General features: G+C 40.9%; 11 protein-coding genes. 10 read left to right on the plus strand and 1 reads right to left on the minus strand.

Annotation, left to right across the window (positions count from 1 at the left end; all coding sequences use genetic code 11):
- Positions 1-8 precede the first annotated feature (8 nt).
- A complete protein-coding gene (locus NMK93_RS03910; RefSeq protein ID WP_185218264.1) occupies positions 9-3,062 on the minus strand; it encodes a SusC/RagA family TonB-linked outer membrane protein in 3,054 nt (1,017 codons plus the stop codon).
- A gap of 376 nt (positions 3,063-3,438) precedes the next feature.
- On the opposite strand from NMK93_RS03910, the gene NMK93_RS03915 reads away from it, so the two are divergent.
- The 10 genes from NMK93_RS03915 (at position 3,439) to NMK93_RS03960 (ending at position 16,441) form a co-directional block, all read left to right on the plus strand.
- Positions 3,439-3,795, plus strand: coding sequence for a VOC family protein (locus NMK93_RS03915; protein ID WP_185218263.1), 357 nt, complete (start codon positions 3,439-3,441; stop codon positions 3,793-3,795).
- A 79-nt stretch (positions 3,796-3,874) separates the two neighbouring features.
- Positions 3,875-4,903 carry an aldehyde reductase gene (locus NMK93_RS03920; RefSeq protein ID WP_254529711.1) on the plus strand — a complete coding sequence of 343 codons (1,029 nt, stop codon included), beginning with the start codon at positions 3,875-3,877 and terminating at the stop codon, positions 4,901-4,903.
- Positions 4,904-5,485, plus strand: a complete 582-nt coding sequence (locus NMK93_RS03925) for a Crp/Fnr family transcriptional regulator (protein WP_254529713.1) — start codon at positions 4,904-4,906, stop codon at positions 5,483-5,485.
- A 300-nt stretch (positions 5,486-5,785) separates the two neighbouring features.
- Positions 5,786-7,921: a cbb3-type cytochrome c oxidase subunit I gene (locus NMK93_RS03930; RefSeq protein ID WP_254529715.1), complete on the plus strand. Its 2,136-nt coding sequence runs from the start codon at positions 5,786-5,788 to the stop codon at positions 7,919-7,921.
- An 11-nt stretch (positions 7,922-7,932) separates the two neighbouring features.
- On the plus strand, positions 7,933-8,931 hold the full coding sequence (locus NMK93_RS03935) for a cbb3-type cytochrome c oxidase subunit II (protein WP_254529717.1): 999 nt from the start codon (positions 7,933-7,935) through the stop codon (positions 8,929-8,931).
- Positions 8,932-8,933: 2 nt separating this feature from the next.
- Complete coding sequence (locus tag NMK93_RS03940) at positions 8,934-9,212, plus strand: hypothetical protein (protein ID WP_254529719.1); 279 nt, start codon at positions 8,934-8,936, stop codon at positions 9,210-9,212.
- Positions 9,196-9,612: a cytochrome C gene (locus tag NMK93_RS03945; protein ID WP_185210594.1), complete on the plus strand. Its 417-nt coding sequence runs from the start codon at positions 9,196-9,198 to the stop codon at positions 9,610-9,612. The genes NMK93_RS03940 and NMK93_RS03945 overlap by 17 nt, the downstream gene beginning before the upstream one ends.
- Positions 9,613-9,704: 92 nt before the next feature.
- Positions 9,705-11,072, plus strand: a complete 1,368-nt coding sequence (locus NMK93_RS03950; RefSeq protein ID WP_254529721.1) for a sulfatase — start codon at positions 9,705-9,707, stop codon at positions 11,070-11,072.
- Positions 11,073-11,406: 334 nt separating this feature from the next.
- Positions 11,407-14,658 carry a TonB-dependent receptor gene (locus NMK93_RS03955; RefSeq protein WP_254529724.1) on the plus strand — a complete coding sequence of 1,084 codons (3,252 nt, stop codon included), beginning with the start codon at positions 11,407-11,409 and terminating at the stop codon, positions 14,656-14,658.
- Positions 14,659-14,671: 13 nt separating this feature from the next.
- Positions 14,672-16,441, plus strand: a complete 1,770-nt coding sequence (locus NMK93_RS03960; RefSeq protein ID WP_254529726.1) for a RagB/SusD family nutrient uptake outer membrane protein — start codon at positions 14,672-14,674, stop codon at positions 16,439-16,441.
- The last annotated feature ends 172 nt before the right edge of the window (positions 16,442-16,613 follow it).

A 16,613-nucleotide genomic window follows, 5' to 3' on the forward strand; every position in this document is an offset into this window, starting at 1 on the left:
CTTGCTGATTAAAAGGATACTTTAAGGTTCAATCCATAACTGCGGGTAGCAGGTAAGGCAAAACTATCATAGCCCTGTCCTCCAACACCGGTTGTGGTGTTGAGCTCGGGATCGTATGGTGCGTCATTACGGAAGAAAAACAAGTTTCGGCCTGTCAATGATATGGACGCGCTCTTTACACCTTTCCATTTGATAGGAAGACCATAACTCAATGAAATCTCACGCATCCGGATATTTGTTGCATCATACACCTGGCCTTCGATAATCCCATCTCTGTTTCCTACCGCGCTATAGTAGGCCTGTGCTGGGATTTTACCTGACCAAGGGGTACCGTCCAGTTTAACGGCAGGGATATCCAACCCTCCTGCGTCCCTTGCTGCAGCACTAACCTCACTGACACCGAAGGAGTTCAAATAACCGTCGGTCACTGAGATGACCTGACCTCCAAATCGGGCATCTATCGTAAAGCTTAAACCGAATTTTCCGTAATTGATGGTATTGTTCCAGCCAACTATGGATTTAGGATTGTTATTTCCAATATATCCCTCCGGTCCAATCTGCGGCCTTCCGGTATCATCAACCACCATCACCCCATTCTCATCACGCAAGAAGGTCCTTGCCCAGAAATCTCCAAATGATCCATTTAAACGAAGCACATTGAAATTGCCGCCTACAGAATAACGTTCGCCTAGTTTGGGTGCCAGTTCCAGGATCTTATTGCGGTTTGCCGTGAAGTTCACAGACGTATTCCAGCTGAAGTTATCCTTCTTGATCGCATCAACACCCAAGGCTGCTTCAATACCCTTGTTCTGTACATTTCCGGCATTTAGGAAAACGGTCGTGAATACCTGTCCAACTGGGGCTTCGTATGAGAAATATTGATCCTTTGTGTTTGTTTTGTAAAGGGCCAAATCAAAATTGATGCGGTCGTTCCAAAACCTTCCTTCATAGCCCACTTCATAACTTCTGCTGATCTCCGGGCGCAAAGGTAGTCCTTGGTAAGGTCCTGAAACATTTGCGTTCAAAATACCGGTTGCCAAGCTGTTTGTCGGGATGGTACTGTAAATTCCGACATCATTTCCTACTTCCGCCATGGTCAACCTTAATTTACTGTAGGTAATAAAACTTGGCATTTTGATCATGTCTGAAAGCACTGCCGATAAACCTGCTGACCAATAGAAGTATCCTTTTTTCTCCTGCGGAGTATTGGCTAGGGTTGAAGCCCAATCGTTACGTGCCGTTAAATCCAAGAATATCCTGTCCTTATAGCCCAAGTTGGTAGACGCGAACACAGATTGCAACTGGCGCCTGCTGATGGATTCATTTAATACATTGATTGGCGCGTCCCTGTAAATATTGCTCAATAAAAACTTATTGGCCACAGCTAGTTTTAACTGATCAAGGTTCCAACCTGTGGATCTAGTATCATTGATTGAAGTTCCAGCTGTAAAGTTCAGGTCCCAATCCTCGGCAAATGTTTTGTTACCGATGAAGAGTAAATCACCATATAAAGCGGTACTTTCAGTCTGGTCACGGGTATATCGACCATTATCATCTAAAACACCTTCTATTTTCTCTCCAGAAAGAACACCTTGCGTACCGGCATAGACATGTCTTTCCCATTTATCCCATCGCTTGTTCAGTGTACCTCTTGCACTGACTGATAACCAATCGTTGATGGTATATTTCAATTGCCCTTGGGCAATGATATTGTCACGCAATTGGAATGTTGGGTTGCGGTTCAATACCCAAAATGGATTCTGTGAATGGTGTGTACCCGTCAAACCTGCATCTGCATTGATATTCCACCAATCCTGCAGGTATAGATTCCGCGTAGGGGATAGGTACTCATAATTGTTTTTGTATTTATCAAAATCCAAACCTCTTGGGAACAGATAAAGACCTGCAATCGGGCTAAAGTACAAGCCAGATGTTGGACGGTTGTGGATATCCTGTCTAGAGTACATCATACTACCGTCGAAGGTTAGTTTATTATCGAAAAAATTAGTGGAATTTCTAAAGGTTGCTGAATGCTGATTAAACGAATTGGTTGGCAATATACCTTTGTTGGTGGTATTGCCATAAGAGAAATAGTTCTGCATCTTTTCAGTTCCTCCGCTCAAGGAAACGGTATTGATCAAAGTTGTTCCAGTATTATAGAATCCATCTACAGGATCTTGGAAAGAACCTTTCTCACCCCAGCTCTCTTCTGATCCCTCTGTTGTCTGGCCATAGCGGTATTGTAACTTCGGAAGGTAGAAAGCTTGGTCAGCCGTAATGCTTGAGGATACATCGATTTTCAGATTACCTTCAGCACCTTTTTTGGTGGTGATCATGATGGCACCATTTGCACCTTGGCTACCGTAAAGGGCAGAGGCAGAGGCTCCTTTCAAGACGTTGATGCTCAGGATATCATCTGCATTCAGGGTACTCAGGATATCTCCACGGTCTGGCCCGCCACCAAAAGCTCCTTCAGATCCCGATCCACCTGTATTGGTAATCGGCAAACCATCGATCACATAAAGTGGCTGGTTGTTCCGGTTGGATTTAAAACCACGGAGGACGATATTGACCGAACCTCCGATACCCGAAGAACTTCGGTTGATCTGCATCCCAGAGACCTTCCCTGTCAAGTTATTCATCGGATTGGCATCCTTGACTTTGGTCAGGTCTTCCCCTTTAACCGTTTGGGTAGAGTAGGTTAAACTTTTTGATTTTCGCTGTACTCCCAAGGCCGTGACAACGACATCATCAATCCTTGCGGTCTGTGCGGTCATGGAAATGGAAATAACGGAGTCTGTTGCTGTTATAGCCTGTTTCACTGTGTTATAGCCTAATACACTGATGGTCAGGTTTACAGCACCTGCAGGAATTTCTAAACTGAAAGCTCCGGAATCATCGGTTTGAGTTGCCTTTTTACTGGCGTCTAAACGGACTGTCGCGCCGACTATAGGTGATTTCGTCTGTTCGTCAACAACGTTTCCTTTTACTGTTCGATCCTGTCCATAAGATAATTGTATAGCAAATAGCCATAAAAATAGATGGGTTAGTGTTTTATACATAATATAAGTTTAAGTATGAGATATCATTGTAACGGCAATGATACAATTGATACAAAAACGAACATATTTTGGATATATTTTGTCTAATTATGTTAAATCTTATTGAATATAGGTGAATATCAGAGGTTGGTAGTATTATATAATTGATAGTTAATCAATTAGAAAAATTTCTATTTTTTGAAATATTATTATTCCATCTCATTTTTTATAGCTTATGCTTTTTGATGTTTAAAAATATTATCGATTGATGTAAAATTATTAACTATTATGGTATGAAATTTGGGTGGTGATTTATTCATATTGAAGATAAAATAGAGAAAAGGCCAACTCTCTACTCCAAAAATTATACTTAATTTAACAATTAAATAATTCAATTATGTTAACAGCTGCTTGCCCCAAATTACCCATGCGCGTAAAGACCGTAACCAAAGACTTTTACGTTCAGCAATTAGGTTTTCAAGAAATTGGTTTTGCAAATTTTGAAAGCTATATGATCCTGAAAAAAGATGATGCAGAACTTCATTTCTTTATCTTTTTGGATCTTGTTCCCGAAGAAAATTATGGTCAGGTTTATATCCGTGTGAACCATATCGAAGAGCTTTACCAAGAATTGATTGACCGTGGCGTCAACATTCATCCTAATGGAAGCTTAACGGAAAAACCTTGGGGACAGAAAGAATTCGCTATCCTCGATCCTGACAGTAACCTAATTACCTTTGGGCAAGCTATTTAATCTGTTTTCATTTTTTACCAATTGGTAATTGAGGGCATCGGATTGTTCAGGTACTTTGTATTAATCAAATTTCAAAGTCATGAACAAATCAAAAGTATTATTGACAGGAGTGACCGGTTTCTTGGGTTCTCATACAGCTATTGAATTGCTCAACAGAGGATATCAGGTTACAGGGTCTCTACGGGACATGAAACGTGCAGACGCTATACAGCACGTAATCGCCAAACATACCCAGAGTATAAATAACCTATCTTTTGTACAGGCAGACCTGCTCGATAAAGGAGCATGGTTAAAAGCTTGCGAAAATCAGGATTTTGTCATCCATGCAGCTTCTCCATTCCCGCGAGAACTACCTAAGGATGAGCATGAATTAATCATCCCAGCAAAAGAGGGGACATTGAATGTTCTTCAAGCTGCCAAGCATAACCATGTAAAAAGAGTGGTTTTGGTATCCTCCATTTCCACAGTGGTATATGGAAAACAAACTGATGAAATGGACAGGGTTTTTACTGAGGAGCACTGGACCGATGAAAGCGATAAACAGGATACTGCTCCGTATATGAGGAGCAAGACCATTGCTGAAAAAGCTGCATGGAACTTTATCAAAGAAGAAGGCAAGGGGATGGAACTGGTAAGCATTCTTCCGGGTGCCATGTTAGGACCTGTGTTGGAGGAGGATTATGGTACCTCCGCCAATATTATCGTTAAGATCTTATCAGGTAGCATGCCTGCCATGCCAAAAATAGGATTTGAAATAGTTGATGTGCGTTCCGTTGCAAAATTATTGGTAGATGCGATGGAACTGGAAAATGCTGCTGGAAATAGATATATGGCAAGTGAAGGTCACATGTCGATGAAGGAGCTAGCTGAAGTCCTAAAAACCCATTTCCCTGACAGGAAAATCAGTACCGCCAACCTCCCTAATTTTTTGGCTAGAATAATGTCAATTTTTGAACCTGCCTTAAAACCTGTATTATTGGATTTGGGTTTAAAAAGAAAGGTAGATGCTTCCAAAGCCAAAAGGGAATTAGGTTGGAAAGGACATTCGATGGAGAAGGCCATTTTAGATTGTGCAAATAGTGTTATAGAACTAGGAATCGTTAAGTAAATGCAAAGGTTAAAATCCATATTGAGATTTGGGGCAATACTCTCTGATGCAGACATCGAGGTCATTGCCTCCAACTTCAAGCAGAAACAGTTAGCGGCGTCCGATTATTTTTTGGAAATAGGACAGATTGCTCACGAAATCGCTTTTATTGAATCCGGTATCGTCAGGATTTTTAAACCTGATCATGAAGGGAATGAAATCACCAAGTATTTCTTTAAGGAGAATCAATTCTTTGTTGATCTGGAAAGTTACTATTCCAGTATTCCGGCGAGTGAAGCTTTCCAGGCAGTGGTCGAAACAGAAATATATGCTATCCATAAGTTGGTTGTAGAAAGATTATGCCAAGAGATCCCCAATTTCTTTATCTTCCTCAAAACGATTACAGAAGCCACATTGTTGAATAAGATTAAAGACAATGATTTTTTAAATTTTGGCAATTCTAAAACCAAGTACCTTGAATTTGTTAAACGATATCCTCAACTAGCTTTACAGGTTCCGCAACAATATATCGCTTCCTACCTTAAAATCACCCCGCAATCCTTGAGCAGGATAAGACGCGAACTTGCCCAGCCAAAACAATAAATTCCGCTTAATCCTTCTGAAAATAGGATTGGTGTTTTTGTAAATCATTTATAAACAGTGTCGTTTAAATTTCTTTGCAATTAATAAAAGATAAATTTGTCTTTTATTAATTCAAGTCTTAACTTTGTTCAATTAAGTCATTGAATTGTTCAAATAAATCCAAGCGAGGGTAGGTTGCATTCCAGCAATACTTTTACGACTTCCTGAAAACTAACATTTTCATCAAATCGCGAATTCTTCAAATTCATTTTATTTAAGAATATGGCTTAATCTAAATTCAAAGATCATATCGAATTTAACATGAATTCTATTTTAACTCTTAATTTAATCCTTTCGGACGGTAATTCAGTCCAAGATTTACTCACACAATCCATTTTTTTCCATTCTAAGATCAGTCCGGTTGAGTTTTGGATAGGTTTTCTACTGCTAGTTTTCCTTTCCATCCTCATTGTGGTTCTCCTTTTGATCGATCGCATTAAACAGGTCAGCACCTTTCTCTTAAAAGAGAAATCCAAACGGAATGTTAATCTTTGGAAAAACTCACTCAAGAAAATGAACTCCAGCCAAATTGCGCGAATTATCAAGCAAAAGAGCAGGCAGGAGCTGAAATCTTGGTTACTGGCCTTTTTCCTCATTGGAACATCCTTGTTCCCCCTGGAATCCTTAGCGCAGACTGTTTCCATTGATGGTACCAGTGAATCCATCTGGTCTAAGGCAGGCGTTATTATCACCTTAGTGTTGCTCTTGATACCGACCATTTTCATTCTAGTTTTATTGTTCGTCAGAATCAATCGGAGGTTATCTAAGTTGAACATTAACGCTCAAAGAGAGGAAGCAAAAGTAATTGTCCAAGAATTGGAAAACAGGCCTTTAGCTGAGGTTGAAAAAGAACTATTAGCCTTTCAGGAAGCTGCTGATTATAGATTGAAAGCTGATGTACTGTCTGGTTCCAATCAAGCGGTGGATCCCAAAGGGCTATTGTCCATTAATGAAAACCATGGAATCCCGATCGTATCCAAAAAGAAAAGATCAACCGATAGGACCAACTTTGACGTGGACCTATCCAAGATGGTCAACTGGTACTTGATATCGGCAACCGTTTGGTTGGTATTTGGAACCACCATCGGTGAATACCTCGGTTTTAAATTCGTCGCTCCAGACATGGAGAGTTTTAGCTGGCTTAGCTTCGGGAGGTTAAGGCCAGTCCATACCAATGCCGTCTTCTGGGGATGGGCATCCCTAGCCATGATCGGTTTAGGTTATTATGTGGTCCCAAGGGTCAGTAACACCAAACTCTATAGCTTAAAACTAGGCTGGTACAGCCTTGTTTTGATCAATGTCTGTGTGTTCGTGGGAACCATTTCCCTGATGGCAGGAATTAACAATAGCGGAGGCGAGTATAGGGAATATATCTGGCCTATTATGTTGCTGTTTGGAATTGCATTGGTTTTGACACTAATCAATTATTATAAAACCATTGCAAAAAGGACAACTCGGGAAATTTATATATCAAACTGGTATATAGTCGCTGCGGTAATCTTTACTATTGTGATTAGCCTAGCAGCCTATTTGCCTTTTTGGCAGAATGGCCTCGGAGAGACAATCATTCAAGGCTATTACATGCACCAAGGTGTCGGTATGTGGTTTATGCTTTTTTGTCTAGGCCTCGTGTACTATTTCCTTCCACAGCAACTCAATAGGCCTATTTATTCCTATAGTTTAGGGATTCTTGCGTTTTGGACACAGATTTTATTCTATACGCTGATCGGAAGCCACCACTTTGTGTTCAGCTCCATTCCCTGGTGGTTACAGACGGTTGCTATTGTCGGAAGTGCCGGTATGGCCATTCCCGTTATTGCCGGAACGACCAACTTCCTCATGACCTTTAAAGGATCCTGGTATAAATTGGGCGATAGTTATATCCTTCCATTTTTCTTGGTCGGCATCATCTTTTATTTCACCGGATCGATGCAAGGTACCGCCGAAGCCTTCCGCGAAACCAACTTGATCTGGCACTTTACTGACTTTACCGTTGCCCATTCCCACCTAACCATGTACGGCATTATCAGCTTTTTCTTGTGGGCATCCATATATACCATCGTACCGCGATTTACTGGAAGAGAGGCACCCCAAATCAGTATTGGAGCCCATTTCTGGTTCGCTTTCATCGGAATGTTGATGTATACCGTACCATTGATGTATGGATCCACCCTGAAAGGAATTATGTGGTTAGAAGGCAAGCCATTTATCGATGGTGTGGCCTTTATGGCGCCTTACTGGTTATGGAGAGCCATCGGAGGTAGTCTGATGTGGCTGTCGCACCTCATTTTCGCCTATAACTTATATAAGATGATGGCTGATGTAAAAGAATTAGACATTGCTGAAGAAATTACAAGCCAATTTGAAAACCAATCAACTATTAAAGTTCAAAAATAAAATAAACGATCATGGAGTTTTTCGACGATCATAAGAAACTATTTATTACTGCAGCAATCTTCTTTATTGTATTGACGATTTTTGTTGCCATTCTTCCCGCATTGAACAACCAGTTGATAAATGCACCTCTACCTCAATCCGAACCGCTCTCACCAGATGCTGCTGCTGGCAAGTCTATATTTATTGCCAACGGCTGTGTGGCTTGCCATACTCAACAGGTCAGAAATGTAGATATGGATAAGGTTTTTGGTCAGCGACCAAGTGTAGCAGCTGATTATGCACATAATGAAAGACTGGATGTTTGGAGGAATACCGCAACATTGATGGGAACAGAACGAACTGGACCCGACCTGACTGATGTTGGTAATCGCCAACCCAGCAAAGAATGGAATTTGGTCCACCTTTATAACCCTCGTATAGTGGTCAAGGAATCCATTATGCCCGCTTATCCCTTCCTGTTTGAATATAAATCCATACCAGACAAGGAAGATGTTGTGGTCAATATTCCCGAAGACTTTGCACCCAGTAATGGGAAGAAAGTCGTAGCAAGTAAAGAGGCTATGCAATTGATAGCCTATTTACAGTCCTTGAAACAAGTTAAACTGGAAGCTGATGTTCCAGAGTTTCTATATAAAAGAAAAGCTCAGGCCGCCGCTGGCCAAGGAACAGCCGAAGAAGAATTGGACGGCGAGGCCCTATATGTAGCACATTGTCAAGCATGCCACCAAGCTGATGGCAATGGGCTACCAGGAGCTTTTCCTCCCTTAAAGGGCAGTCCTGTCGTAACTGGCGATGATCTGGAGCTTTATATCGATATCATTATGAACGGTTATGATAGCAGACCTGATTATGGTGTGATGGCAGCGGTAGGAGTAAATGCTGGGTTTACTGAAAAAGAAGTAGCCGCCATTATCAATTATGAAAGGACCAGTTGGGGTAATAATGGTGAAAAAGTAAAACCTGAAGATATCAAGCAAATCGTAGATTTTGTAAAGACTCAATCCAAATAATCATGAAAAAATTTCAATTGACACTGCTTTTTAGTACTTGGATTACCTTTTTGATGGCTTGCCCGGTATGTGAAAGAAACCAACCTAAAATTTTAAGAGGCTGGGTACATGGTACAGCTCCAAAAAGTAACCTCGAATACATCATGGTCATCGCCATCATCCTGATTTCATTGATCGCTTTGGGAATGTTCTTGAAAATGATCATCAAACCAGGGGAAAAACAGTCTGACCATATCAAAAGGTTTATTCTAAATTCTGATAACTATGAGCCAAAGAAGTAAAATATTTATTTTCATCGACGATGAAAAGATCCCAATAGCTGAAACATATAGTCCTGTTAATTTTGAACTGGATACTCGCAAACTAGTCGACGGAAAACACCAACTTCGAATTGTCAGCCAAGACCCTGGAGGAAAAGAAGGGGTAAGGATTATTCCTTTTGAAGTCCGAAACGGTCCAGCGATCGAAATTACCGGAATCAAAGAAAACGCCGTGATCGATGACTTGGTGCCCATCATGATCAACGCCTATGGGAAAGGAAATTCCGAAACCTTTATGATTGATGGAAGTGAAACTCCTCAGGGGATTCCTTGGTGGGTATGGATCATCATAATCGTTTTCATGGGCTGGGCCATGTACTATGTATTCATGTACCTGTATTTACCAACTTCGGTTAATTGAGTGTTAGCAGGTCAAGGCGTTCTTTTTCAAACTTTTTGGGCTTTGTGTCGTTAATTGGGTAAATGTTTATCCAGGATACTTACCCTAATGTCATGAAGAACGCCTTAAAACCTGCTATTTTTGTTTTACTGTCCTTGTTTGTCCAGTATAGCATTGCTCAAAACAATAAACAACCCAATATTATCTTGATCCTTGCAGATGATCTTGGAATAGGCGATTTAAGGTCCTACCATGAGCGATATGAAACGCCAAATCTCGATAAATTGGGTAAAGAAGGGATTCGATTCAACAATTATTACAGTGCTTCTCCAATTTGCTCCCCATCCCGTGCAGGCCTACTGACCGGTCAGCGTCCTGCGAAACTCCATTTTACAACCTTTCTGAATACCCGTGAAGACAACAGGAAAAAAGAACAGGTAGACTTTCTTGACCCTGATATGCTGACCATGGCCGATATGCTAAAAGCTGAGGGCTATAAGACAGCACATTTTGGTAAATGGCATCTCGGAGGTGGTCGTGACGTGACCGACGCGCCTAACTTCAATCAATACGGTTTTGATGCTTGGGCAGGAACTTATGAAAGCCCCGATCCCGACCCAGCAATCACCGCAACGGATTGGATATGGTCGGACCAGGACAGTGTGAAAAGATGGAACCGGACAAAATACTTTGTGGACAAAACCCTTGATTTCTTGCAAAAGAATCGAGATAAACCCTGCTTTATCAATATTTGGACAGACGATGTGCATACTCCTTGGATTGCAGGTGATGATGAAACCGGAAAGTTTGATTGGAAACCCCAGGAGGAGAGAAGCTTTAAGTTTGTCCTCAAAGAATATGATCGAGAAATAGGAAGATTAATGGAAGGCTTGAAAGAAATGGGGCTGGATGAAAATACCTTGGTCATTTTTATCAGCGATAATGGCCCATTGCCTAATTTCAGACAGGACCGTTCAGCAGGGCTGCGAGGTAGTAAACTCTCCTTATATGAAGGCGGAATCCGGATGCCCTTGTTGATGAGGTGGCCAGCAAGGATTAAAGCCGGAAAGGTAGATGATCAGACCATTATTTCCGCACTTGATTTGCTCCCAAGCTTAGCTAAGTTGGCAGAAGCTCCGCTGAAGAATACCAAGAGGCTTGATGGTCAAGATCTCAGCGGTGCAATCCTTGGAAATCCCATTACCCGAAACAAACCGCTCATCTGGGAATATGGAAGGAATGATTCAACCGTATTCAGCTTCCCCAAGAAAATAAACCGTAGCCCAGCTCTGGCAATCCGAGATCAGGAATGGAAATTTATGATGAATCAAGATGGTAGTGACCCCGAACTGTACAACCTCAAATCCGATCCCAACGAAAGTGTAAATCTTGCTGATGAAAGAAAACATCTCGTGAAAAAATATAGCAAGGCTTTGATGAAATGGTGGAAAGACTTGCCCACATTTAAGAAAATGGAATAATTTGCTGGAAGGATATTGGTTATAATTTTAACTTGTTACAATTGCTTATTGAAAAACATTTATTAAGCTTAATTAATGTTTATATTTTAATTATTTTGATATTTTAAACCTTGAAAATTGCTATTATTTTCTTAGGGGAATATATTTCAAATTTAAATTGGTTGCCTGAAAAAATGATTTTGTATTTAGGTTGGATTCTCCTATTTTTCTCCCAAAAAAAAAAACTATTAAATTATGAACGTGAAATAAGCTATCCTAACTCCGAACACCTATTACAAACAGAACCTTTATTAAAGCCTTTTAGGCAATCTTTTTATTCTCAATTATTACTATAATGACTCAAAAAAATCGTGTTTTTTTTGGGGCAAAATCCTTGTCGTTGCTTGCGATGTGCTTATTGATGAGCTCACCGGAAGTCTTCGCCGAAAAAGGAAATTTTGCCCATTCAGCTGTTGCTGTTCGGCAACAAAGTATTTCAGGATCTGTTAAAGATGATGCGGGGAACCCTATTGTAGGTGCTACAGTGCTCGTTAAAGGGACAACAAGAGCAACTAGTACCGATGCCAAGGGAGAATTTTCGATCACTGCCAATAATGGTGACATCATTATTATCCGAAACCTAGGTTATCTGACCCAAGAAGTTACGGTATCAAATGCCCAAAATATCAATATTTCCCTAGCACCTGATAATGCTAATATTGATGAGGTAGTGGTAGTGGGATACGGTACCCAAAAACGTGCTAATATTACTTCGGCAATCTCCACCGTAAATGGTGATGCACTAAAAAATGTCTCTCCTTCCAACCTTTCCAATGCCATCGCCGGTCGTGCACCTGGTGTTAAGGTAACTGGAACATCTGGCCTTTCGGGAGCTACCTCCAAAATCAGATTTAGAGGTAGTTTTGCTGAACCTTTGTTCGTTATTGATGGAATTGTACGCGATAAAGCCGCATTCGACGCTCTAGAGGCCAATGAGGTGGATCAGATGTCTTTCTTAAAGGATGCTGGTGCAGCTGCGGTTTATGGTACCCGTGCGGGTAATGGTGTTGTAATTGTCACCACAAAAAAAGGAACGGTTAAAAAGCCTGAATTCAATATCCAAAGCAATGTGGCCATCAGTAACCCGACGATGACACCGCTGGCCGATTTAACTACCGCTACAGATGAATTAACCTATCAAAATAGGGTTGCCGAATTTCAAGGTTTACCAATCCCCAATGGTGAGGAGGAATTTGCTTACTTCAAGGATAAAAGTTATAGTGTAAACGATGTGATCTGGAGAAATCCTGTCAGCCATAGGCAGTCAATTTCCGTTTCTGGAGGTAGTGATAAAATTACCTATTACAATTTGCTGAGCTTTAGAAATGAAAATGGTTCCTATAAATCGGTAGACCACCAGAAATTCAATTTAAGGTCCAATGTTTCAGCGAATATTACCGATGCCTTCAGTATCGATATGAATATTTCTGCAAACCAGCAGAACTCCAATCGTTTCTATTGGCCTTTCAGTACCTCATCAAATGATGATGATTTTGATGTTTCCGATTTTTATCGCGTAACTTTCAACTGGCCAAAAATGTATCCCTTCTATTTGACCCAAGATGGTACACCTAGTAATGAACCAACGGAATATCCGGTACAGACGCCAATGGGTAGCTGGCAGGCTTGGAACGTAATCGATCAGGTGATCGGCGATCGTTATATCGATCGTAAGGTGAGGCAGATCAACCCAATTCTTTCCTTGAACCTGAAACTGGATAAACTGGTTCCTGGTCTATCAACGAAATTTGTTGGTAGCTATATCGCTGAAGATTATCTGCGTAAGCGCTATATGAGTTTCCAAAAGAACTATACTTTCACTTCTTTGGATCCAGATGGAAACCCTTTTATCCCTGCGCCACCTTCGGAAGATAGGATAAACGTCTTCACCTTCAGTCAGCAAAATCCATTTATGGATTATTATACCCAACGTAAATGGGAATACCAGATGAACTTCTTCATCAATTATATGCAGACTTTTGGAAAGCATGATGTAGGTGCGACTTTGGTATTTGAACAAGGTGAAAAAGGATACACCAATATCACCTCCACTGCACAAAGCCCAATCACTGCACTGGATCAAATGCATGTCTACCCAACTGACCGCAATTTTAGGTATACCAATGGTCTGGAAGGAATTGATGCAAGGCAATCCATTATTGGTCGTTTCAACTATGCTTATGGTAGTAAATACTTAGCTGAAGCTTCTTTCCGTTATGACGGAGCGGCTTTGTTTCCTGAGCAAAAAAGATTCGGTTTCTTCCCTTCGATTTCTGCAGCATGGAGAATTTCTGAAGAAGAGTTCTTCGCTGGAATCAAGGATAAATTCTCCGACTTGAAACTTCGATTTGCTTATGGTGCTACCGGTAACTATTTGGATGTGAATGGAAATGCAATCAATCCATTCTCTTTTGCTGAGAAATATGCAACGACCACTGGTTTTATATTCGGTGATCGATACTACAATGGTTTGACTTATGGCTCAACCCCTAACCCCAACATTACCTGGACAAGGTCAGAAAGCTACAACTTAGGTTTGGATTACGGATTCATCAACAACAAATTGAATGGTTCCATTGAGGTCTTCAAACGTGCTGAAACTAATATCTTAGGTCCTAGAACCGTATTGTTGCCGGATACTTATGGTCGCGCCTTGGCGCCTGAAAACTATGCTGCGAGAAGCTATAAAGGTGGTGAGGTTTCTGTAAACTGGAATGACAGAATAGGCGAGGTTGCTTATGGCATTTCTGGAAATTTAGGATATGCCGTTGATCAATGGGATATTTTCGATGAACCTGCTGCTTATGCAGAAGGCGGACTTGAACATTTCAGATCCAGGATCGGTAGACCTAACAACGTAATCTATGGATTAAATTCATTAGGGTTGGTGCGTACGCAAGCCCAATTGGATGATTTATTGGCCAAGGGATTCAAAACTTATGGGAGGGATCCTTATTTAGGAATGATCTTATATGAAGATATCCGTGGACAGGGTTATTCTGATACCCCAGATGGAAAGATCGATGGAAATGACGTTACCTTATTGTCGACCAACAATTCTCCAAGATGGGATTATGGATTAGGTTTGAACGCTTCATGGAAAGGAATTTCCATCAATGCCCTGTTCCAAGGGGTGTTTAATTACGACCGTATGATCTCCAATCAAGAGGGTGGCGGTATGCGTCAACATGGTGGAACTTTCCGTCCCTATTACCCGATTTGGGCAGATGATGTATGGACTCCAGAAAATCCAAATGCACAGTATCCTAGACCTATCGGTTATAACTGGGCAGAGTCGGGCACGAACCCTTCTAGCTTCTGGATGCGTAGCGGAGCCTTCTTCAGATTGAAAGACCTCAATGTTGCTTACCAATTGCCAACGAGCTTCACTGAAAAAATCAAAATGAACAGTATCAATTTGTTCTTCAATGGTACTAACCTTTTTGTTTTCTCACCAATGACCGAGTTTCATGATCCTGAACAATTGAATTATGACTCATATCCATTAATGAAAACATTCACCTTTGGCTTGGACATTAAATTTTAACCGGAACTGAATCATGAAAAAAATATTATTAGTAGCACTAGGACTATCAACCATTTTTACTTCCTGTAAGAATGTGTTGGATATCGAAGATCTCCAATCCTTAGATGAAGAAAAGGTATGGAAAGACCCGAATTTAGTAAACGCATACATGGCAAACCTTTATACCGTTTTTGGTAATTGGAGTGCCGGTGCAGATGTATATAGTGAACAATTGGTGGGTGTTCCTTTCCAATTGAATACCATATCGCCGACTGCAGGCGGTTTCAAAACATGGGACTATACCAATATCCGTAAGATCAATACCGCAATCCAAAAAGTTCAGGAAAGCAGCAGCTTGAGTCAAGAGGTGAAAAACAGCACCTTGGGTGAAGCTTATTTCTTAAGGGCATTTGTTTACTTTGATATGGTCAGGCTTTATGGCGGTATTCCTTACATAACCGTACCGCAGGACCAAGCGACAGATGATTTAAATTCGCCGAGAAACTCCACAAAAGAGTCTTTCGAGCTTTTGGTGAAAGATTTAGATGAAGCCATTAAATTGCTTCCTCAAACGATCGAAAAATCATCATCAAACTATGGTAGAATTGATGGTAACTTTGCTGCGGCCTTTAAAGCAAAAGTATTGCTTTACAAAGCTTCCCCTCAATTCAACCCTTCCAATCCGTATAATAATGCATATTGGAAAGAAGCAAATGCAGCCAATAAAGCGGCTTATGACCAATTGATCAAAAACAATTATGCCCTGACAACTGATTATGCAAACATCACCCTGCAAGAAAAAGGTCCAGAGGTCGTATTCGCAGTAATCAATACCTATCCTAATAAGGTTGCTGCTTGGGATTATGGTGTGCGTCCAGGTTCAGAAAGCCGTGGCCCTGCCGGGTCGGTTCCAACCTGGGATTTTGTAAAAGAATTCCCGATGAAAGATGGTAAGCTCTATTCAGATCCTACCGGCAAATACTTTAAATCGGATGATGATTTCTTGCAATCCTATTGGATGAATAGAGATCCAAGATTTGAAAAATCCATTGTTTGGAACGGCAAGGTGTATGAAGTTTCTGGAAAAGCTGGCAAACGCCAATATACCTCCCTAGGTATTGCTGATGCCCTTGACAACTTTGGTATCAATCCTGCTGCAGGTATCAACTCAACAAATCAAGACCGTTACAGTGGATTCTTTATCTTAAAGAACAGTAAACTGTCCCTAAAACAAACGGAAGTGGAAACCCAATACGATGTAGATTTTGTATTGATGCGTCTGGCGGAAGTGATGTTGAACTATGCAGAAACTGCTAACGAAACCGGTGATCTAGGTACAGCACAGGATATGTTGAGCCAATTGAGGAAACGTGCCGGAATCGAGGCTGGTACCGATGGAAAATACGGTATCACTGCGACTAACCGCGATCAAATGCGCGAAGCTATCTTGGCAGAAAGAAACATTGAACTTTGTTTCGAAGGACACCGTTTCTGGGATCTGAGAAGAAGCCGGAAATTGAATACCTTAGATAAAGGAACCAAATTTGGTGTAGAAGCCATCGCTATCGAAGCAAATGGAGCTGAAATGGATATCAAACAGGCTAATACCTTGGCCAAAACTTATCAGTTGAAGGAAGCTAATTTCAAGTACAGCATTCTTCAAGTTCCGAAAAATGGAGTTAAGGTTAGTGAAGTACCTGATACGTATTATTTCTTCCCAATCCAACAATCTATTATTGACAGAAACCCTAAGGTGCTGCAAAATAAAGACTGGGGTGGGGAGTTCAATCCTAGCATGGAATAAGGAAATCATTTATTGGAGAAAGTGCTGCCCATTTGGGTAGCCCTTTCTTTATTGGTTGATTTTTTTAGAAATTATCATCCTATTTTATGGTTTTTATTTTGACCTGATTCGAGAATCATTCGAGACATATTCGAGAATAATTCTATCCAGTTCGAAACTTTTGGAACTTGCC

This window comes from Sphingobacterium sp. LZ7M1, from assembly GCF_024296865.1.
Taxonomy (GTDB): Bacteria; Bacteroidota; Bacteroidia; order Sphingobacteriales; family Sphingobacteriaceae; genus Sphingobacterium.